This window comes from Streptomyces sp. NPDC048297 (assembly GCF_043201585.1).
GTDB lineage: Bacteria > Actinomycetota > Actinomycetes > Streptomycetales > Streptomycetaceae > Streptomyces.
This window is the reverse complement of sequence record NZ_JBICZA010000019.1, coordinates 133,610-151,874: the sequence shown is the minus strand read 5'-3', so window position 1 is coordinate 151,874 and position 18,265 is coordinate 133,610. Positions and strand designations below refer to the sequence as shown.

At 71.4% G+C, this 18,265-nt stretch carries 18 protein-coding genes; 7 read left to right on the top strand and 11 right to left on the bottom strand.

Going from position 1 to position 18,265, the window contains the following annotated elements; genetic code table 11:
- Nucleotides 1-77 precede the first annotated feature (77 nt).
- The gene (locus tag ACGFYV_RS22140; protein WP_393880120.1) at nt 78-704 is read left to right on the top strand and encodes a TetR/AcrR family transcriptional regulator; all 627 of its coding nucleotides are present in this window, start codon (nt 78-80) and stop codon (nt 702-704) included.
- A 590-nt stretch (nt 705-1,294) separates the two neighbouring features.
- On the opposite strand, the gene ACGFYV_RS22135 is transcribed toward ACGFYV_RS22140, so the two are convergent.
- From ACGFYV_RS22135 to ACGFYV_RS22100, 8 genes are all read right to left on the bottom strand, one after another.
- Nucleotides 1,295-2,995: a methylmalonyl-CoA mutase gene (locus tag ACGFYV_RS22135; protein WP_393880119.1), complete on the bottom strand. Its 1,701-nt coding sequence runs from the start codon at nt 2,993-2,995 to the stop codon at nt 1,295-1,297.
- Nucleotides 2,996-3,172: 177 nt separating this feature from the next.
- Nucleotides 3,173-3,511, bottom strand: coding sequence for a DUF3817 domain-containing protein (locus ACGFYV_RS22130; protein ID WP_393880118.1), 339 nt, complete (start codon nt 3,509-3,511; stop codon nt 3,173-3,175).
- 43 nt (nt 3,512-3,554) lie between these two features.
- Nucleotides 3,555-4,064, bottom strand: a complete 510-nt coding sequence (locus ACGFYV_RS22125) for a MarR family winged helix-turn-helix transcriptional regulator (protein WP_393880117.1) — start codon at nt 4,062-4,064, stop codon at nt 3,555-3,557.
- Nucleotides 4,065-4,502: 438 nt separating this feature from the next.
- Nucleotides 4,503-5,156: a TetR/AcrR family transcriptional regulator gene (locus tag ACGFYV_RS22120; protein ID WP_393880152.1), complete on the bottom strand. Its 654-nt coding sequence runs from the start codon at nt 5,154-5,156 to the stop codon at nt 4,503-4,505.
- A 41-nt stretch (nt 5,157-5,197) separates the two neighbouring features.
- Nucleotides 5,198-5,884, bottom strand: a complete 687-nt coding sequence (locus ACGFYV_RS22115) for a DUF4166 domain-containing protein (protein ID WP_393880116.1) — start codon at nt 5,882-5,884, stop codon at nt 5,198-5,200.
- Nucleotides 5,881-6,651 carry a hypothetical protein gene (locus tag ACGFYV_RS22110; RefSeq protein WP_393880115.1) on the bottom strand — a complete coding sequence of 257 codons (771 nt, stop codon included), beginning with the start codon at nt 6,649-6,651 and terminating at the stop codon, nt 5,881-5,883. Before ACGFYV_RS22110 ends, ACGFYV_RS22115 begins: the two co-directional genes overlap by 4 nt.
- 147 nt (nt 6,652-6,798) lie before the next feature.
- Nucleotides 6,799-7,095 carry an MTH1187 family thiamine-binding protein gene (locus tag ACGFYV_RS22105; RefSeq protein ID WP_393880114.1) on the bottom strand — a complete coding sequence of 99 codons (297 nt, stop codon included), beginning with the start codon at nt 7,093-7,095 and terminating at the stop codon, nt 6,799-6,801.
- Nucleotides 7,092-7,436 carry a DUF3817 domain-containing protein gene (locus tag ACGFYV_RS22100; RefSeq protein ID WP_393880113.1) on the bottom strand — a complete coding sequence of 115 codons (345 nt, stop codon included), beginning with the start codon at nt 7,434-7,436 and terminating at the stop codon, nt 7,092-7,094. Before ACGFYV_RS22100 ends, ACGFYV_RS22105 begins: the two co-directional genes overlap by 4 nt.
- A 160-nt stretch (nt 7,437-7,596) precedes the next feature.
- On the opposite strand from ACGFYV_RS22100, the gene ACGFYV_RS22095 reads away from it, so the two are divergent.
- The 4 genes from ACGFYV_RS22095 to ACGFYV_RS22080 all read left to right on the top strand — a co-directional run bounded on the left by ACGFYV_RS22095 (nt 7,597) and on the right by ACGFYV_RS22080 (nt 10,254).
- A complete protein-coding gene (locus tag ACGFYV_RS22095) occupies nt 7,597-8,229 on the top strand; it encodes an AIM24 family protein (protein ID WP_393880151.1) in 633 nt (210 codons plus the stop codon).
- Between the two features lies 1 nt (nt 8,230).
- Complete coding sequence (locus ACGFYV_RS22090) at nt 8,231-8,881, top strand: AIM24 family protein (protein ID WP_393880112.1); 651 nt, start codon at nt 8,231-8,233, stop codon at nt 8,879-8,881.
- Nucleotides 8,878-9,684 carry an AIM24 family protein gene (locus tag ACGFYV_RS22085; RefSeq protein ID WP_393880111.1) on the top strand — a complete coding sequence of 269 codons (807 nt, stop codon included), beginning with the start codon at nt 8,878-8,880 and terminating at the stop codon, nt 9,682-9,684. The genes ACGFYV_RS22090 and ACGFYV_RS22085 overlap by 4 nt, the downstream gene beginning before the upstream one ends.
- 93 nt (nt 9,685-9,777) lie before the next feature.
- Entirely contained in the window at nt 9,778-10,254 is a 477-nt protein-coding gene (locus tag ACGFYV_RS22080; RefSeq protein WP_393880110.1) for a MarR family winged helix-turn-helix transcriptional regulator, read from the top strand.
- 198 nt (nt 10,255-10,452) lie between these two features.
- Here ACGFYV_RS22080 and ACGFYV_RS22075 read toward each other — a convergent pair whose 3' ends face one another.
- The 3 genes from ACGFYV_RS22075 to ACGFYV_RS22065 form a co-directional block, all read right to left on the bottom strand.
- Complete coding sequence (locus ACGFYV_RS22075; protein ID WP_393880109.1) at nt 10,453-11,718, bottom strand: MFS transporter; 1,266 nt, start codon at nt 11,716-11,718, stop codon at nt 10,453-10,455.
- A gap of 733 nt (nt 11,719-12,451) precedes the next feature.
- Complete coding sequence (meaB, locus tag ACGFYV_RS22070) at nt 12,452-13,408, bottom strand: methylmalonyl Co-A mutase-associated GTPase MeaB (protein WP_393880108.1); 957 nt, start codon at nt 13,406-13,408, stop codon at nt 12,452-12,454.
- A gap of 131 nt (nt 13,409-13,539) precedes the next feature.
- On the bottom strand, nt 13,540-14,748 hold the full coding sequence (locus ACGFYV_RS22065) for an acetyl-CoA C-acetyltransferase (protein ID WP_393880107.1): 1,209 nt from the start codon (nt 14,746-14,748) through the stop codon (nt 13,540-13,542).
- A gap of 149 nt (nt 14,749-14,897) precedes the next feature.
- On the opposite strand from ACGFYV_RS22065, the gene mce reads away from it, so the two are divergent.
- Entirely contained in the window at nt 14,898-15,338 is a 441-nt protein-coding gene (gene mce / locus ACGFYV_RS22060; RefSeq protein ID WP_393880106.1) for a methylmalonyl-CoA epimerase, read from the top strand.
- 208 nt (nt 15,339-15,546) lie between these two features.
- Nucleotides 15,547-18,265 (top strand): polarized growth protein Scy (gene scy / locus ACGFYV_RS22055; protein WP_393880105.1); only part of this gene is annotated, 2,719 nt, incomplete at its 3' end.

Here is an 18,265-nt window from a genome sequence, read left to right as displayed (position 1 = left end):
GCGGTACACCACTGCCCGGTGATCTCCCTCACGACCGAACAGATTGCGCCGTTCAACGCGCCGGTTATGGTCAGGGGATGCAGAGCCGCACCCCCGCCAGCCGCCCCGGGCGCCCGCGCAGCGCCGAGGCGGACGCCGCGATCCTGGCCGCCACGCGGGAGGCTCTGGTCGAACTGGGCTGGTCCAAGCTCACGTTGGGGGACGTGGCGACGCGGGCCGGGGTCGCCAAGACGACGCTGTACCGGCGCTGGGCCGGCAAGAACGAGCTGGTGGTCGACGCGGTCGCCGAGCTCTTCGACGAACTCGAACTCCCCGACCGCGGCAGCCTGGCCGCCGACATCGAGGGCGTGGTCCTCCAGTTCGCGGCCATCCTGGCCCGGCCGGAGGCCAAGAGCGGCCTGATGGCGGTGGTCACGGAGTCGACCCGCGACGAGGCCCTGCGCGAGCGCATCCGCGGCTCCATCGTCGGCCGCCAGCGGCGCCTGGTCCTGGAGGGCCGCGCCCGCGCCCAGTGCCGCGGCGAACTCCCCTCGGAACCGGACCCGGCGGAATCCGCCCGCGCGGCGGACCTGATCTTCGACATGGTCGCGGGCGCCGTGGTCCACCGCACCCTGGTCAGCGGCAAACCGGCGGACGAGGACTGGGTCCACGGCTTCACCCGCGTCCTGCTGCTGGGACTGGCAGGGGCATCGCGCCTCGGCTAGAGCGTGTCTCTTTGGCGCGAACCGGGCCGCGACGCCCCGGAGCGGGCCCGCCGAAGGACAGGTCACGTACGTCATGGGGTTGACGTACGAGCGCGCGTCATGGGTTGACGTCAGAGCGCGCGTCATGGGTTGACGTCAGAGCGCGCGTCATGGGGTTGACGTAAGAGCGCGCGTCATGGGTTGACGTCAGAGCGCGCGTCATGGGTTGACGTCAGAGCGCGCGTCATGGGTTGACGTCAGAGCGCGCGCGAAGTGCTTGACCATGCGACCGAGCGTGTCGGGGTGTTCGCGCCCTGCCGAGGTCAGCAGCTCGTCGGGGTCGCGGTCCGCAGCACCCACCGCGAGCGTCCCGCCACCACCGCTCCCGCTGCCCAGCCCCCGCTCCCGAGGTTCCGCGTGTGGGGCCGCTCGGGAATGCCGTGCGCCCCGCAGTCGTCCTCGGCGGATGCGAACAGAGCGAGGCCCTCCAGGCTCCCACGCTCCAGAAGCCGTACCCGGACCTGATCGCGGTCGACGACGCCCGGCCACGGAAGTCGGCCGGGCGTCTGGTCGCGCTCCTCGGGAAGCCGCAAAGCCGACGTGCGGGTCCCTCAGAAGCCTGTGGGCTCCGTGTAGACCCCCCATTCGTCCCGCAGCACGCCGCAGATCTCACCGAGTGTCGCCTCGGCGCGCACCGCGTCCAGCATCGGTACGATCATGTTGGAGCCGTCCCGCGCGGCGGCCAGCATGGCATCCAGAGCGGAGCGTACGGCGGCGTCGTCCCGCCCGCCCTTGCGCCCGGCGAGTTCCCGTACCTGCTCGCGCTCCACCTCGTGGCTGACCCGCAGGATCTCCAGGTCCCCGGTGACCGAGCCGGTGTGGACGTTGACGCCCACGACCCTCTTCTCGCCCTTCTCCAGCGCCTGCTGGTAGCGGAAGGCGGCCTCCGCGATCTCGCCGGTGAACCAGCCGTCCTCGATGCCGCGCAGGATCCCGGAGGTGATCGGACCGACCGGGTGCCGTCCGTCCGGATGGGCCCGCAGGCCCCGCTCCCTGATCTGCTCGAAGATCTTCTCCGCGTCCGCCTCGATCCGGTCCGTCAGCTGCTCGACGTACCAGGAGCCGCCCAGCGGGTCGGCCACGCCCGCGACCCCGGTCTCCTCCATCAGCACCTGCTGCGTGCGCAGCGCGATCTCGGCGGCCTGCTCGCTGGGCAGGGCGAGGGTCTCGTCCAGCGCATTCGTGTGCAGCGAGTTCGTCCCGCCGAGCACCGCCGCGAGCGCCTCCACGGCCGTACGGACGACGTTGTTGTACGGCTGCTGCGCGGTCAGCGAGACGCCGGCGGTCTGGGTGTGGAACCGCAGCCACTGCGCCTTCTCGCTCTTCGCGCCGTACACGTCCCGCATCCAGCGCGCCCAGATCCGCCGGGCCGCCCGGAACTTGGCGATCTCCTCGAAGAAGTCGACGTGGGCGTCGAAGAAGAAGGAAAGTCCGGGCGCGAACACGTCCACGTCGAGGCCGCGGGAGAGCCCCAGCTCCACGTACCCGAAGCCGTCCGCGAGCGTGTACGCCAGCTCCTGCGCGGCCGTCGAGCCGGCCTCCCGGATGTGGTAGCCGGACACGGACAGCGGCTTGTACGCGGGGATGCCCGCCGCGCAGTACTCCATCAGGTCGCCGATCAGCCGCAGGTGCGGCTCGGGCTGGAAGAGCCACTCCTTCTGGGCGATGTACTCCTTGAAGATGTCGGTCTGGAGGGTCCCGTTGAGCACCGCGGGATCCACTCCCTGCCGCTCGGCGGCGACCAGGTACATGCAGAAGACGGGTACGGCCGGCCCGCTGATGGTCATGGACGTCGTGACGTCACCGAGCGGGATGTCCTTGAACAGGACCTCCATGTCGGCCGCGGAGTCGATGGCGACCCCGCAGTGCCCGACCTCGCCGAGCGAGCGCGGGTCGTCGGAGTCGCGGCCCATGAGGGTCGGCATGTCGAAGGCGACGGACAGCCCTCCGCCGCCCGCGGCCAGGATCATCTTGTACCGCTCGTTGGTCTGCTCGGCGTTCCCGAACCCGGCGAACTGCCGGATCGTCCAGGTACGCCCGCGGTAGCCGGTCGGATAGAGGCCGCGGGTGAAGGGGTACTCCCCGGGCCAGCCGATCCGCTCGAATCCCTCGTACGTGTCCCCCGGCCGGGGGCCGTACACAGGCTCCACGGGGTCGCCGGAGAGCGTGGTGAAGTCGGCGTCGCGCTTGCGCGCGGCGTCGTAACGGGCCTGCCAGCGCCGGCGGCCTTCCTCGATGGCGTGAGCGTCCATGCCATCGAATTTACTTGGACGTCCTAGTAAATGTCGATGGGCAACCGCCGTACGACACTCGTACGGCGGTGGAGCCGCCCGGAACGCGCAGGCCGCGCCGGGGCGCGCACCGCGGACGCTACGGGCCTCTACGGTCCTCTATGGGCCCATACGGGCCCATACGGGCCCATACGACCCCTACGCCTTGGCGACAGCCGGGGCCGGGCTCTCGACCCGGGACTCCAGCTCGCGGCTGATCTTCCGCTCGACGAAGAAGGCGGCGGTCGGAATGGTCCCCGCCAGCAGCACCCACAGCTGCTTGCCGACCGGCCACTTCGCCTTGGAGCCCAGGTCGAAGGCGAAGACCAGGTAGACGACGTACAGCCAGCCGTGCGCGATGGCGACGACGCGGGTGACGGCGGCGGCGCCGTCGATGTCGAACCCGTACTTCGCGATCATGCTCAGACACAGGAGCACCAGAAGCACACCGGTGATGTAGGCCAGGGCGCGGTAGCGGGTCAGCACGCTCTTCTTCATGCCGAAGAGCGTAACGACCCGTTCCGGGAGATCTTGCCCCGGGTCACCCCTCGTCGAAGTCGTGTGCCGAGATCCGCAGCGGGCGCAGCATCGCGAAGATCTCCCCGCACTCCTCGGCGTCATACGCCCCGAGACCGAAGTCCATGGCCATCAGGTCGCGGGTGGCCGCGTCGACCACCTCGCGGCCCTTCTCGGTGATGACGGCGAGGGTGCCGCGGCCGTCGTTGGGGTTGGGGCGCTTGGCCACCAGGCCGGACCTCACCAGCCGGTCGACGGTGTTCGTCACGGACGTGGGATGCACCATCAGCCGCTCACCGATCTTGGACATCGGCAGCTCACCGGCCTTGGAGAAGGTGAGCAGCACCAGCGCCTCGTACCGCGCGAACGTCAGCTCGTACGGCTTGACCACGGCGTCGACCTCGGCGAGCAGGATCTGCTGCGCCCGCATGATCGAGGTGATCGCGGCCATCGAGGGCACGCTTCCCCAGCGCTGCTTCCAGAGCTCGTCGGCACGGGCGATGGGGTCGAACGGGAGACTGAGAGGCTTCGGCACGTCATCAGACCCTACCGGCCGGTCATATCCCGAGCAGCCCCGTCTCGACCTTCGGTCACCAAGCCCCCCGAAGCCTCGGGGCACGACGGCACGGGCCCCATCCCAGCCAACGACCACCACATCACCCCACGGGCACGACGGCACGGGCGCCTTCCCAGCCAACGGCCACCACATCACCCAGGGGGCGCGAGGAACTGCGCGACCAGCCACAACCGCCCCGCACCCGACGCACGACAACACGGGCACCACCCCAGCCAACGACCACCACATCACCCAAGGGGCGCGAGGAACTGCGCGACCAGCCACAACCACCCCGCACCCGACGCACGACAACACGGGCACCACCCCAGCCAACGACCACCACATCACCCAAGGGGCGCGAGGAACTGCGCGACCAGCCACAACGGCGTCGCACCCGGCAAACCACCCGCCCGCCCCCTACGCCCCCCTCCCAGCCCCCCGCAACCGATACCTCACCGCCCTCTGCGCCACCGGCCCCAACCCCTCCAGCGCAGCGACCACCGCCCCCAACCCCTCCAACGCGTCCAGCGCCGCGTGCGCCCCCGCCTCGTCCACCCCCTCATACAGCTCGATCCCGACGAACGACGCCGCCACCGCCCGCGCAAGCCCCGCCGGATCGGCGAACTCGCCGAACGGCGTCCCCGCCAGCACCCTCCTCAGCACCTGCTCGATCTCGGTGATCCACAGGTCGAGCCCGGCGGTCGTGGCCGGTCGGAGCACGGGGTGGGCCGAGGCCCCGGCGATCAGCTGCCCGAGCAGGGCGACATGCCCGACCGCCCGCTCCTGCTCGTGCATCTCCCGCCCGACCGCGAGGAGTTCGGACAGCGATCCCACCACCGCGAACCGCTCCCGGTACCGCGCCACGGTCTGCTCCGCCCCGTACCGGCAGGCCGCCGCGAGAAGTTCGTCCACGGATCCGAAGTGGTAGAAGACCAGGGCCTGATTGACCCCGGCAGCCGCCGCGACCGTACGGGCGGACGTCTTCGCGATGCCCTGCTCGGTGAGCACCCGCAGGGCACCCTCCAGCAGCCTGGTCTTCGTCTCCTGGGACTTGGCGGTCTCGGCCTTCACCGGCTCGCCCCCCGAGGCGCCCCGCCCCGCGTGCTGCGGCGTCATGCCCGCGCCTCCTCCCTCACCGGCCGAAGCCCCGCCCGTACGCCGCGGCCACGCACGGACGCGTACGACGCCGTGAAGGAGCCCTCGTAGCCGAAGAGCGGGCCGAAGTACCGGTTCACGACCCGGACGCGGATCCGGAAGCGGCCGGCCGCGTCGTCGTACGACTCCCGCACCTCGGCCGTGGCACCGACGAGTTCGGGCACGCGGATATCCACCGGCCCCTCCCGGAAGCGGTGTTCGCCGGAGCGGATGAGCAGGGAGCCGTCGGGTTCGGCGGCGAAGTGGAGTTCGCTGGCCAGGTGTTGGTGGGTGCCCAGGTAGTCGAGGATGCGGTCGCCCTTGGGGCTGAGCACCATCTGGGCGTCGAAGCGCCGGGAGCGGCCGGGCAGGTCGAAGGTGCGCACGAAGCTCACCGTCTCACGGCCGAAGGTGTCGGCGTACGGCACGTTCTCGATGACGAAGGGGACGTTCCGGCCGGCCTCGGGCACCAGGATGTTGCGGGTGGTGCCGAGGGCCAGGAACGGCCTCACGAAGGCCGGTCCGTGCCAGATCCGGTGCATCACGCCCCGGCCGGTGCAGGCCTCCCCGCCGGCCAGGCCCACCGAGAAGCGGCGCCGCAGCCGGGGGTGGAGCCGGTCGAAGTCGTCGCCCATGACCGTGCGGAACATCGAGGCCGCGCTCATGAGTGCTCCTCCAGGGTGGCGAGGACACGGGGTGTGCCGCTCTGGACGAGGGGGCTGCGCAGGCAGCGGCGGGCGGCCGGGGTGCAGGCGAGCGGTGCTTTGAGGAGCGCGAGGGACACGGCGACCACGAGCAGGACGGGGCAGAGGTAGACCACGAGGACGGTGAGCGGTCCGAAGGCCCGCAGGACGGGGCCAAGACCCAGTCCGGTCAGGCACACGACGAGCACCAGCGCCCGGACCGCCAGTTCGGCCAGCCAGTTGACCAGGGCCCGTTCGGGGGTGATCCCGCGCTCCAGCCACAGCCGCAGCCGGTCGAAGGACCAGGCGGTCGCCCATCCCATGAGCGGGCGGAACACCAGCCGGTCGGCGACGGCGCCGAACGCGCCCCAGCGGGGCCGGTAGTCGTACCCGGTGAGGAAACGAACGCCGTCGCCGTCGCCGTCACCGTCACCGTCGGGCACGTAGCGCCAGTAGCCGCTGCCCTCGGCGAGCAGGGAGAGGGGGTGCGGGGAGCGGAAGCGCAGGGCGGAGGTGCGGGTGCCGTCGGGTCGCTGCTTCTCGCCGGCGGCGACGCCGGTGCCGGACACGGTGAGGAACGGCAGCAGGCGGACGGCGTAGCGGAAGCGCTGCGGCTCGCCCTCCGCGCGCGGGAGGTACTGGATCTCGGTGAACCGCAGGTCCCAGCGCTGATGCTGGGCGGGGTCCTGGGTGCGGTCCCACAGGTCGTCGAGGTCGGCGCGGATACGTGTCTCTATGTAGAGACCCATGATGTTCCCCCACGTCAGAGTCATGTTTGAGCGACCGCTCAAAACTTCTGGCCTGCAACGTACACCGTTTTGAGCGATCGCTCAAAGAGTAGGGACGAGAAAACCCCGGCTCCAACGGGCCGGGGTTTCCTGCGAGTTCGGCGTCCGCTACTGCGCCAGATGGCGCTCGACGGTCTCGACCTTGGACGTGAGGCCGTCGGTCACACCGGGCCGGATGTCGGCCTTGAGGACGAGCGAGACGCGCGGCGCACGCTCCTCGACGGCGGCCACGGCGCGCTTGACGACGTCCATGACCTCGTCCCACGAGTCGCCCTCGATCGAGGTGAACATGGCGTCGGTGCGGTTGGGCAGGCCCGACTCGCGGACCACGCGGACGGCGTCGGCGACGTACTCCCCCACGTCCTCACCGACACCGAGGGGCGTCACGGAGAAGGCGACGATCATGCGCTCGCCACCTCTTCCTTGCGGGCGCGGGCGGCGATGACCGCGGCCTCGGACTCACGGCGCAGCTTGCGCTCGGCGAAGAAACCACCGGTGGGCAGCACCGAGAGGACGAAGTAGAGGGCCGCGGTCTTCAGCGACCACTTGGTGCGGTTCCAGGCGTCCGCCCAGAAGAGCACGTAGAGGATGAACAGGACGCCGTGCACCGCACCCATCACGGGGACCGCGTCGAAGTCCGTCGTCCGCTTCAGCACCGAGCAGACGAGCAGGATCAGGAAGGACACGGCCTCCGGGGCCGAGACCAGGCGGAGGCGGCGGAGGGCGGTGGCGGTCTTGATGTCCACAGGTCACCTTCGATGGGAGAGGCGTCCACTCTTTGTGAACGCAAGCACAAGCGTTCCCCCATTGTGGCAAACGGTGTCCCTAGGGGTTCGCTCAGGGTCGTCCTCCACCCGGGGGCCCTGGCCGGTCCACCCGCGTGGCCGCTACTTTCGCAGCGTGGCGATGTTCCGGCTCCAAGGGAGCAAGGTGCTCGCCGTCGACATGACCGGGGATGCCGTGAAGGCGAAGAACGGCTCGATGGTCGCGTACGACGGGCAGATGACCTTCAAGAAGATGACGGGCGGCGGCGAGGGGCTGCGCGGGATGGTGACCCGGCGGCTGACCGGCGAGCAGATGACGGTGATGGAGGTGAGGGGGCAGGGGACCTGCTGGTTCGCGGACCGGGCGTCGGAGATCAACCTGGTCTCCTTGCAGGGCGACAAGCTCTACGTCGAGTCGAGCAACCTGCTCGCGACGGACGCGGGCCTGCGCACCGGCACGACGTTCACGGGGATGCGCGGCGCCGCGCAGGGCAACGGGCTGTTCACCACGACCGTCGAGGGCCACGGCCAGGCGGCCCTCCTCTCGGACGGGCCGGCGGTGGTGCTCCGGGTCAGCCCCCAGTACCCGCTGATCGTCGACCCGGGCGCCTACATCGCCCACCAGGGCGAGGTCCGGCAGTCCTTCCAGTCCGGCGTGACGTTCCGCACGCTGTTCGGGGAGGGCGGCGGCGAGGCGTTCCAGATCCGCTTCGAGGGCGACGGACTGGTCTATGTGCAGCCCAGCGAGCGGAACACGATCGCGGGGGATCTGTGAGATGAGCTTCCGGGAGATCAACTCCAAGATGGTCGAGGCGACCGTGCTGCCCGGTCAGCGGCTGTTCAGCCAGCGCGGGGCGATGCTCGCCTACAAGGGGGACGTGTCCTTCACGCCCAACCTCCAGGGCGGTCAGGGCGGCCTCATGTCCATGATCGGGCGCCGGGTGACCGGCGAGGCGACCCCGCTGATGAGCGTCGAGGGCAGCGGCACCGTCTTCTTCGGGCACGGCGGCCACCACGTGCACGTCATCAACCTCTCCGGTGACACCCTGTACGTCGAGGCCGACCGGCTCCTCGCCTTCGAGGGCACCCTCCACCAGGGCACGATGTTCATGGGCTCGCAGGGCGGGGTCATGGGCCTGGTCCGGGGCCAGGTCACCGGGCAGGGCCTGTTCACCACGACCCTCCAGGGGCACGGCTCGGTGGCCGTGATGGCGCACGGCGGCGTCTTCGAGGTGCCGATCACCCCCCAGCGTCCGGTCCATGTGGACCCGCAGGCCTACGTCGCCCACCACGGCGACGTGCGCAACAAGCTCTCCACCGCGCTCGGCTGGCGCGACATGGTGGGCCGCGGCTCCGGCGAGGCCTTCCAGCTGGAGCTGAGCGGCAGCGGCACGGTGTACGTCCAGGCGTCGGAGGAGAAGCTGTGAGCGCGTACGGAACCCCCGGCGGCCCGGTCGTGCACGATCCGATGACGCTGCCCGCCGACGACAACGTGAACAGCTACACGTTCTGCGTCGAGCTCAAGAGCGGGCAGTGGTTCCTGCAGAAGGGGAAGATGATCGCCTACTACGGGGCGATCGAGTTCAACGGCATCGGGCACGGGCGACTGGACCGGCTCGTGCGCACCTCGTTCCATTCGCCACTGCACGCGAGCGACTGGGTCGTGGCGGAGGGTTCGGGGAAGATGCTGCTCGCCGACCGGGCCTTCGACGTCAATTCGTACGACCTCGACGACGGGAACCTGACCATTCGCGCGGGCAATCTGCTCGCGTTTCAGCCAAGTCTCGCCCTCAAACAGTCGATCGTGCCGGGCTTTCTGACCCTGATCGGAACCGGGAAGTTCGTGGCCGCATCTAACGGTCCGGTGGTGTTCATGGAACCTCCGATCCGGGTGGACCCCCAGGCACTCGTCGGGTGGGCCGACTGCCCGTCGCCGTGTCATCACTACGACCACGGGTACCTGACGGGCGTGATGGGCGGTCTACGTGCGATGACGGGCCTCGGGGGCGCCTCCGGTGAGGAGCACCAGTTCGAGTTCGTGGGAGCGGGGACGGTCCTGCTGCAGTCGAGCGAGACCCTCATGGCCGAGCAGGCCACGGGTGCCGTTCCGTCCGAACCGGGAGTCCCCGGCAGTGGCGGAACGGGGCCGGGTGGGCACGGTCCGGGGTCGCCGGGGGCACCGCGCCTTCCCGGACAGCTGGGAGACCTCCAGCGTCGCTTCGGGCTGTGAGCGGTAATCTGCGGAGTGTGACATCGAACGCGTGCGCACCGTCACACCAACCGAAGTAGTTCGCCATTCAACATTCTTAGGTAGACTTCATTCATGGAGACCGAGACGGCCACGCGCTGGCTGACCGATGCGGAGCAGTGCGCCTGGCGCACACACCTGGAGGTCAACAGGCTGTTGACGTACCAGCTCGAAAAGGATCTGCAGCCCTTCGGCCTGACGATGAACGACTACGAGATCCTCGTCAATCTGTCCGAGTCGGACGACGTGCGGATGCGGATGAGCGACCTGGCCTCCGCCACGCTGCAGTCCAAGAGCCGGCTGTCGCACCAGATCACCCGGATGGAGAACGCGGACCTGGTGCGCCGCGAGAACTGCGAGTCCGACCGGCGGGGGCTGTACGCGGTGCTGACCGAGCACGGCTTGGAGACGATGAAGAAGGTCGCGCCGTACCACGTGGCGTCCGTGCGCCGGCACTTCATCGATCTCCTCTCACCCGAGGCGCTGACCGAGCTGGAGACGTCGCTCAAGCCGATCGCCGACCATCTGAGAGGACAGCGGGGGCGTCCCTGACGACGCCTGCCCGGTGAAGAGCCGAACGCGGCGCGGTCCTCCGGTCGGCGGTCGGCGGTCGGCGGTCGGCGGTCGGCGGTCGGCGGTCGGCGGTCGGCGGTCGGCGGTCGGCGGTCGGCGGTCGGCGGTCGGCGGGGGAGGGTCACACGGCCCGGCGCCGGTGGGGCTCCTCTCCCGGACCGTCCCCCGGGCCCTCGACTACGCCCGCACCGGGGGATCAGCCGCGGGAAGCTCCGCCTCCGCCTCCGCCTCCACCTCTGTCTCCGCCCCCACGACCGCGGTGGCACGGCCGCCCGCGGTCACGGCAGCGGCCGAGAGCAGTGCGGCGGCGCCTGCCAGTGCGAAACACCACGGCAGCGGCAGCGCGCCGATCAGCAGCCCCGTCGCCAGCGCTCCCGCGGAGGATCCGGCGTTCACCGCCATGTTCACCCACGCCCCCGCCCGTGTACGGGAGCCCTCAGGCGCCGTCTCGTCGGCGAGGAGGTAGGCCGTCGTCAGGGCCGGGGCGATGAAGGCGCCGGCGCAGACCATGGCCGCCGTGAGGGACCAGAGGCCGGGCGCGAGACCGGCGGCGGCGATCACCAGGCCGAGGGCCGTCGCGAAGCCCGCCAGCCGCACGCGGGCGGGCCGGCGCCAGTCGATCGCGCCGTTGACCAGACCGCCCACCGCACTGCCGGCCGAGAGCGCGCCCAGAATCCACGGGACGAGGGCCGTGCCGTGGGTGCGTTCACTCGCGAAGGCCGTCACCAGCAGGTCCACACCGCTGAGCGCCAGTCCGGTCCCCGCGGCCACGGCGACCGACGGCAGCAGACCGCGCAGCGCACCCGAGCGCCTCGCGCGAGGCGTGGGACGGGGGCCGGTCATCGCGGGGGACGTGACGAAGGCGCAGGTGCCGGTGACGTTCAGCAGGGCGCTGAGCAGGATGCCGGCCGCCGGGGGCGCGCAGGTCACCAGCGCGCCGACCAGGGCCGGGCCGGAGACGAAGAGCAGTTCCTCGGCGACGCCGTCCAGGCTGTAGGCCCGCTGCAACAGTCGTCGGTCGGCGGCGAGTTCGGACCACAGGGCACGCATGGTGGGCCCCAGCGGAGGCGCGCACGCGCCCGCCAGGGCGGCGGCCGTCGCGACGAGAGCCGCCGGGGCGCCGGGGCGCCAGGTGAGGGCCGCCAGGGCGGTGAGCAGGGTGCCGTAGAGGGCGGACATCGGGAGCAGGGCGCGGCGCGGGCCGTACCGGTCGATCAGCGACGCGCGCAGGGGCAGCAGAAAGACCGTCGCGGCGCCGAACAGGGACATCACCACACCCGAGACGGCGTAGGAGCCCGTGGCCCGGGTGACGGACAGCAGCACCGAGAGCGTGACGGTGCCGTAGGACAGCCGCGCGACCAGCGCGGCGGCGAAGGTGCGACGGGCGTACGGCACGCGCAGAACGGCGGCGTACGACGGGCATGGCGAAGTGGTCGCGGACATGCGGAAGTTCCTCGACGGGAGACGGAAACAGGGCACCTGAGCACCTGAACGGTGCGTGGTGCGCCCTACGCCATGAGGAGGAACATGGCACTCAAGCTAGCAGTGCCCTGCCGGGGGCGACCAGAGCATTTGCAGTGACGGGGCTGAAGGGCCGGAGCCATGCCAGTACCCGGGGCTGAACAGCCAGAGCCAGGACCGTGGCCGACCCCGGACAGCCGGACGGAACGCGACGGCCGGTCAGGGGCGGACGAGCCGACGGCACCACCCCGTCGGGGACGGCCGGGGCGATACCGGCGCCCGATGCTGCACAGCCGACCGACGGCAGCGCCCCACCAGAAACGGCCAAGGCGTTGCCGGCCCCCGACCCAGCACAGCCAAACCGACCGCACCACCCCGCCAGAGACCCCCAAGGCGATGCCGGCACCCGACCTGGCACAGCCGACCAACGACAGTGCCCCACCAGAAACGGCCAAGGCGATACCGGCCCCCGACCGGGCACGGCCAAACCGACCGCACCACCCTCGCCAGAGACCCCTAAAGCGATACGGGCACCCGATCCGGCACAACCAAGCCGCATCACCCCGCCACGAGCGCCAAGCCGACCGCACCACCCAACCCAACCGACCGCCCCCCAACCAGGCGCAGCCAAACCGGCCACACCGACCGCCCCCGGGCACCCAGGCACCCAGGCACCCAGGCCAACCGCACCACCCACCCCACCCTGGACCGGCCGTCAGGCCTCCGTCAGGCTCGCCACCAGTTCGTCGGCGGCGCGGTACGGGTCCAGGTCACCGGCGACGATGCGTTCCGCCAGGGCGCCCAGGTGGCGGTCGCCGTGCAGGTCGCCGATGCGTTCGCGCAGGGTGGTGACCGCGATGGTCTCGACCTCGCGGGAGGCGCGGGCCAGGCGGCGTTCCGCCAGGACGCCCCGCTCCTCCATCCAGGCCCGGTGCTTCTCCAGGGCCTCGACGACCTCGTCGATGCCCTCGGCGCGCGCGGCGACGGTCTTGACGATGGGCGGGCGCCAGTCGCCGGGGCCGCGGGCCTCGCCGAGGCCGAGCATGTGGTTCAGCTCGCGGGCCGTGGCGTCGGCGCCGTCCCGGTCGGCCTTGTTGACGACGTAGACGTCGCCGATCTCCAGGATTCCGGCCTTGGCCGCCTGGATGCCGTCGCCCATCCCCGGGGCCAGCAGCACCACGCTCGTGTCCGCCTGGGAGGCGATCTCGACCTCGGACTGCCCGACGCCGACCGTCTCGACCAGGATCACGTCGCAGCCGGCCGCGTCCAGGACGCGGATCGCCTGCGGGGCGGACCAGGCCAGGCCGCCGAGGTGACCGCGGGTGGCCATCGAGCGGATGTAGACGCCGGGATCGGAGGCGTGCTCCGACATGCGCACGCGGTCGCCGAGGAGGGCGCCGCCGGAGAACGGGGACGAGGGGTCGACGGCCAGGACGCCGACCCGCTTGCCCTGCTTGCGGTACGCGGTGACGAGCGCGGAGGTGGAGGTGGACTTGCCGACGCCCGGGGAGCCGGTCAGGCCGACCACGTAGGCGTTGCCGGTCAGCGGGGCCAGTGCCGCCATGACCTCCCTGAGCTGCGGGGACGCCCCCTCCACCAGGGTGATCAGCCGGGCCACGGCCCGCGGCCGGCCTTCCCTGGCCTGGGCCACCAGAGAGGAGACGTCCTGCATCAAACAGCTCCGTTCACTTCACCGACGTACAAGACGCACAAGACGCACAAGACGTGCGACTTCATCGACCAGCTTCACGGACGTACAAGCCGCACAAGCCGCACGACTTCACCGACGTCCAAGGAGAGCGCTCACGCCTTCGGTACCCGCACGATGAGCGCGTCACCCTGGCCGCCGCCACCGCACAGCGCGGCCGCGCCGACGCCGCCGCCCCTGCGCTTGAGCTCCAGCGCCAGGTGGAGGACCAGACGGGCGCCCGACATGCCGATCGGGTGTCCGAGGGCGATCGCGCCGCCGTTCACGTTCACCTTTTCCGTGGAAAGGCCGAGGTCCTTCATTGACTGCACGGCGACCGCGGCGAAGGCCTCGTTGATCTCGATGAGGTCGAGGTCGGAGACCTCCAGGCCGTCCTTCTTCAGGGCGTGCTGGATGGCGTTGGAGGGCTGCGACTGCAGGGAGTTGTCGGGGCCCGCCACGTTGCCGTGGGCGCCGATCTCGGCGAGCCACGTCAGGCCCAGTTCCTCGGCCTTGGCCTTGCTCATCACGACCACCGCGGCGGCGCCGTCGGAGATCTGCGACGAGGTGCCCGCGGTGATCGTGCCGTCCCTGGTGAAGGCCGGGCGCAGCTTGGCCAGGGACTCCACGGTGGTGTCGGCGCGGATGCCCTCGTCCTTGCTGAACAGGACCGGGTCGCCCTTGCGCTGCGGGATCTCGACCGGGGTGATCTCGGCCTCGAAGACGCCGTTCTTCTGCGCGGCGGCGGCGCGCTGGTGGGAGAGCGCGGCGATCTCGTCCTGCTCGGGGCGCTGGATGCCGAGGCGGGCGTTGTGCTTCTCCGTCGACTCGCCCATGGCGATGCCCTCGAAGGCGTCGGTCAGGCCGTCGTAGGCCATGGCGTCGAGCATCTCGATCGCGCCGTACTTGAAGCCCTCGCGGGACTTCGGCAGCAGGTGGGGGGCGTTGGTCATGGACTCCTGGCCGCCGGCGACCACGATGTCGAACTCACCCGCGCGGATCAGCTGGTCGGCGAGCGCGATGGCGTCGAGGCCGGAGAGGCACACCTTGTTGATGGTGAGCGCCGGGACGCTCATCGGGATGCCCGCCCTGACGGCCGCCTGGCGGGCCGGGATCTGGCCCGCGCCGGCCTGCAGCACCTGGCCCATGATGACGTACTGCACCTGGTCGCCGCCGATCCCCGCACGATCGAGGGCGGCCTTGATAGCGAAGCCGCCGAGGTCGGCTCCGGAGAAGGACTTCAGCGAGCCCAGCAGTCGTCCCATGGGCGTGCGCGCGCCCGCGACGATCACCGAGCTGGTCGTACCAGGAGTTCCAGAAGACATGAGCTGCGATCCCCTTACCGGCTTGTGCAGCCGAGGAGTGAACGAGGGTTTACTTCGAATGTACTGAGTGGCACTCCGTGCCGTCATCGGGCCGTCGGTGTGATCGCGCGCACGTTGCGTAACCACCTCCCGAGCGCTCCACTGAATCCATGCTGACGCGAATCGACCACATCGGGATCGCCTGTCACGACCTCGACGCCACTGTCGAGTTCTACAAGGCAACCTACGGCTTCGAGGTGTTCCACACCGAGGTCAACGAGGAGCAGGGCGTGCGGGAGGCCATGCTCAAGATCAACGAGACGTCGGACGGCGGCGCCTCCTATCTGCAGCTCCTGGAGCCGACCCGGGAGGACTCGGCGGTCGGCAAGTGGCTGGCGAAGAACGGCGAGGGTGTGCACCACATCGCCTTCGGCACGGCGGACGTGGACGCGGACGCGGCGGACATCCGTGGCAAGGGCGTGCGGGTCCTCTACGACGAGCCGCGCCGCGGTTCCATGGGGTCGCGGATCACCTTCCTGCACCCCAAGGACTGCCACGGTGTCCTGACAGAACTGGTCACTTCGGCCCCTGTTGAGTCACCTGAGCACTGACCCGCGTACATATGGGCCGGTAGGGTTGGGGGCGGTCGTCTCCGAACGCGGGGGCGGCCGCATGCCGGGGTCCGGGTTTCGGGGGACGAGCGTCGGGGCAGCAGCCCATGCTCCGCCGTTGATCTGACACCATTCCCCCGGGGGCCCCGTTCGGCCGATGGACGGAGCTCGTTGCAGAAGCTGACCAGGGGACGGATGGGACCGCGCAGTGCGGGGCTACGAGAGCCAGGAGCGAGAGCCGGCGGCTGACGTCGACCACCTCACTCGGTTCGAGGCCGAGATGAAGCGGCTGAAGACCGAGCGGGAAAAGGCGATCCAGCACGCCGAGGACCTCGGCTACCAGGTCGAGGTGCTGCGCGCCAAGCTGCACGAGGCGCGCCGCACTCTGATGACCCGGCCCTCCTACGAGGGCGGTGACATCGGCTATCAGGCCGAGCAGTTGCTCCGTAATGCCCAGATGCAGGCCGACCAGCTGCGCCAGGACGCCGAGCGCGAGCTGAGCCAGGTCCGCGCGCAGACCCAGCGCATCCTCCAGGAACACGCCGAGCAGGCCGCCCGTCTGCAGGCCGAGCTGCACCAGGAGGCGGTCACCCGGCGCCAGCAGCTCGACCAGGAGCTGGCCGAGCGCCGGCAGACCGTCGAGTCGCACGTCAACGAGAACGTGGCGTGGGCCGAACAACTGCGCGCCCGCACCGAGTCGCAGGCCCGCCGGCTGCTGGACGAGTCCCGCGCCGAGGCCGACCAGTCCATGGCCGCCGCCCGCGCCGAGGCCGAGCGGCTGACCCGGGAGGCCCGGGAGCGGCTGGAGAACGACGCCGAGACGGCCCGTGCGGAGGCCGAGCAGCTGCTGCGCCGCGCCCGCACGGACGCCGAGCGGCTGCTGAACGCCGCCTCCACGCAGGCGCAGGAGGCCACCGACCACGCCGAGCAGCTGCGCTCCTCCACCGCGAGCGAGTCGGACACCGTGCGCCGCCGGGCCGCCGAGCTGGGCCGGGCCGCCGACGACCGGATGACGCAGGCCGAGGATGCGCTGCGCAAGGCGCAGACCGAGGCCGAGAAGCTGGTCACGGAGGCCGAGCAGGCCGCCGCGAAGACGCTGTCGAGCGCCGAGGCCGCGGGCGAGGCACGCACGCGTACGGCCAAGGAACAGGTCGCCCGGCTGGTCGAGGAGGCCACCAAGGAGGCCGACACCACCCGGTCCGAGGCCGAGCAGTTGGTCGCCGACGCGCGCGCCGAGGCCGAGAAGATCGTCGCCGAGGCGTCCGAGAAGGCGCGCAGCGTCACCGCCGAGGAGACGGCCGGCCAGCTGGCGAAGGCGGCGAGGACCGCCGAGGAGGTCCTCGACAGGGCGTCCGAGGACGCCAAGCAGACCACCAGGGCCGCGGCCGAGGAGGCCGAGCGGATCCGTACCGAGGCCGAGACCGAGGCGGACCGGCTGCGCGCGGAGGCGCACGACATCGCCGAGCAGCTCAAGGGCGCGGCGAAGGACGACACCAAGGAGTACCGCGCCAAGACGGTCGAGCTGCAGGAGGAGGCCCGCCGGCTGCGCGGCGAGGCCGAGCAGCTGCGCTCCGACGCGGTCGCCGAGGGCGAGTCGATCCGCGCCGAGGCCCGCCGCGAGGCGGTATCGAAGATCGAGGAGGCGGCCAAGTCCGCCGAGGAGCTGCTGGCCAAGGCCAAGGCCGACGCCGACGAGCTGCGGGGGACCGCGACCGCGGACAGCGAGAAGGTCCGCACCGAGGCCATCGAGCGGGCGACCACGCTGCGCCGGCAGGCCGAAGAGACCCTGGAGCGCACCCGCACGGAGGCCGAGCGGCACCGCGCGGAGGCCGGCGAGCAGGCCGAGGCCCTGAAGGCGGAGGCCGAGAACGCGGCGCGCGAGCTGCGCGAGGAGGCCGAGCGTGCGGTCGAGGCGCGGCGCGCCGAGGCGACGGCGGAGCTGACGCGGCTGCAGGCGGAGGCCCAGGAGCGGCTGTCGGCCGCCGAGCAGGCGCTCACGGACGCCCGCGAGGAGGCGGCCCGGATCCGCCGTGAGGCCGGCGAGGAGACCGAGCGGCTGCGCTCGGAGGCGGCGGAACGCATCCGTACGCTCCAGCAGCAGGCCGAGACCGAGGCCGAACGGCTGCGCACGGAGGCCGCGGCGGACGCGTCCGCGTCGCGCGCCGAGGGCGAGGCCGTCGCCGTACGGCTGCGGTCGGAGGCCGCGGCGGAGGCGGAGCGGCTCAAGGCGGAGGCGCAGGACACCGCCGACCGGGTGCGCGCGGAGGCGCAGGCCGCCGCCGAGCGGCTGGGCACCGAGGCGTCCGAGACGCTGGCCGCCGCCCAGGAGGAGGCCGTCCGGCGCCGCCGTGAGGCGGAGGAACTGCTCGGCGCCGCCCGTGAGGAAGCCGACCAGGAGCGGCTGCGGGCCCGCGAGCAGAGCGAGGAGTTGCTGGCCTCGGCGCGCAAGCGTGTCGAGGAGGCGCAGACCGAGGCGACCCGGCTGGTCGAGGAGGCCGACCGGCGCGCCACCGAGATGGTGTCCGCGGCCGAGCAGCACGCCCAGCAGGTACGGGACTCCGTCGCCGGGCTGCACGAGCAGGCCCAGGAGGAGATCGCCGGGCTGCGCTCGGCCGCCGAGCACGCGGCGGACCGTACGAAGCGGGAGGCCGAGGAGGAGGCGGACCGGGTCCGCTCCGACGCCTACGCCGAGCGGGAGCGGGCGAGCGAGGACACCTCGCGGCTGCGCCGGGAGGCGAGCGAGGAGACGGAGGCCGCCAAGGCGCTCGCCGAGCACACGGTCGCGGAGGCGATCGGGGAGGCCGAGCGGCTGCGCGCGGACGCGTCGGAGTACTCCCAGCGGGTGCGCACCGAGGCGTCGGACGCCCTGGCCGAGGCCGACCAGGCGGCGTCGCGGACCCGGGCGGACGCCCGCGAGGACGCCAACC

Bases quoted from the DNA above. Each gene is read 5' to 3' on its own strand.
- ACGFYV_RS22130 (WP_393880118.1), bottom strand. From the start codon at position 3,511: ATGAAGAAGAGCGTGCTGACCCGCTACCGCGCCCTGGCCTACATCACC.
- ACGFYV_RS22115 (WP_393880116.1), bottom strand. From the start codon at position 5,884: ATGAGCGCGGCCTCGATGTTCCGCACGGTCATGGGCGACGACTTCGAC.
- ACGFYV_RS22135 (WP_393880119.1), bottom strand. From the start codon at position 2,995: ATGGACGCTCACGCCATCGAGGAAGGCCGCCGGCGCTGGCAGGCCCGT.
- meaB (WP_393880108.1), bottom strand. From the start codon at position 13,408: ATGCAGGACGTCTCCTCTCTGGTGGCCCAGGCCAGGGAAGGCCGGCCG.
- ACGFYV_RS22090 (WP_393880112.1), top strand. From the start codon at position 8,231: ATGAGCTTCCGGGAGATCAACTCCAAGATGGTCGAGGCGACCGTGCTG.
- ACGFYV_RS22110 (WP_393880115.1), bottom strand. From the start codon at position 6,651: ATGGGTCTCTACATAGAGACACGTATCCGCGCCGACCTCGACGACCTG.
- ACGFYV_RS22065 (WP_393880107.1), bottom strand. From the start codon at position 14,748: ATGTCTTCTGGAACTCCTGGTACGACCAGCTCGGTGATCGTCGCGGGC.
- ACGFYV_RS22080 (WP_393880110.1), top strand. From the start codon at position 9,778: ATGGAGACCGAGACGGCCACGCGCTGGCTGACCGATGCGGAGCAGTGC.
- mce (WP_393880106.1), top strand. From the start codon at position 14,898: ATGCTGACGCGAATCGACCACATCGGGATCGCCTGTCACGACCTCGAC.
- ACGFYV_RS22140 (WP_393880120.1), top strand. From the start codon at position 78: ATGCAGAGCCGCACCCCCGCCAGCCGCCCCGGGCGCCCGCGCAGCGCC.
- ACGFYV_RS22075 (WP_393880109.1), bottom strand. From the start codon at position 11,718: ATGTCCGCGACCACTTCGCCATGCCCGTCGTACGCCGCCGTTCTGCGC.
- ACGFYV_RS22105 (WP_393880114.1), bottom strand. From the start codon at position 7,095: ATGATCGTCGCCTTCTCCGTGACGCCCCTCGGTGTCGGTGAGGACGTG.
- ACGFYV_RS22095 (WP_393880151.1), top strand. From the start codon at position 7,597: ATGTTCCGGCTCCAAGGGAGCAAGGTGCTCGCCGTCGACATGACCGGG.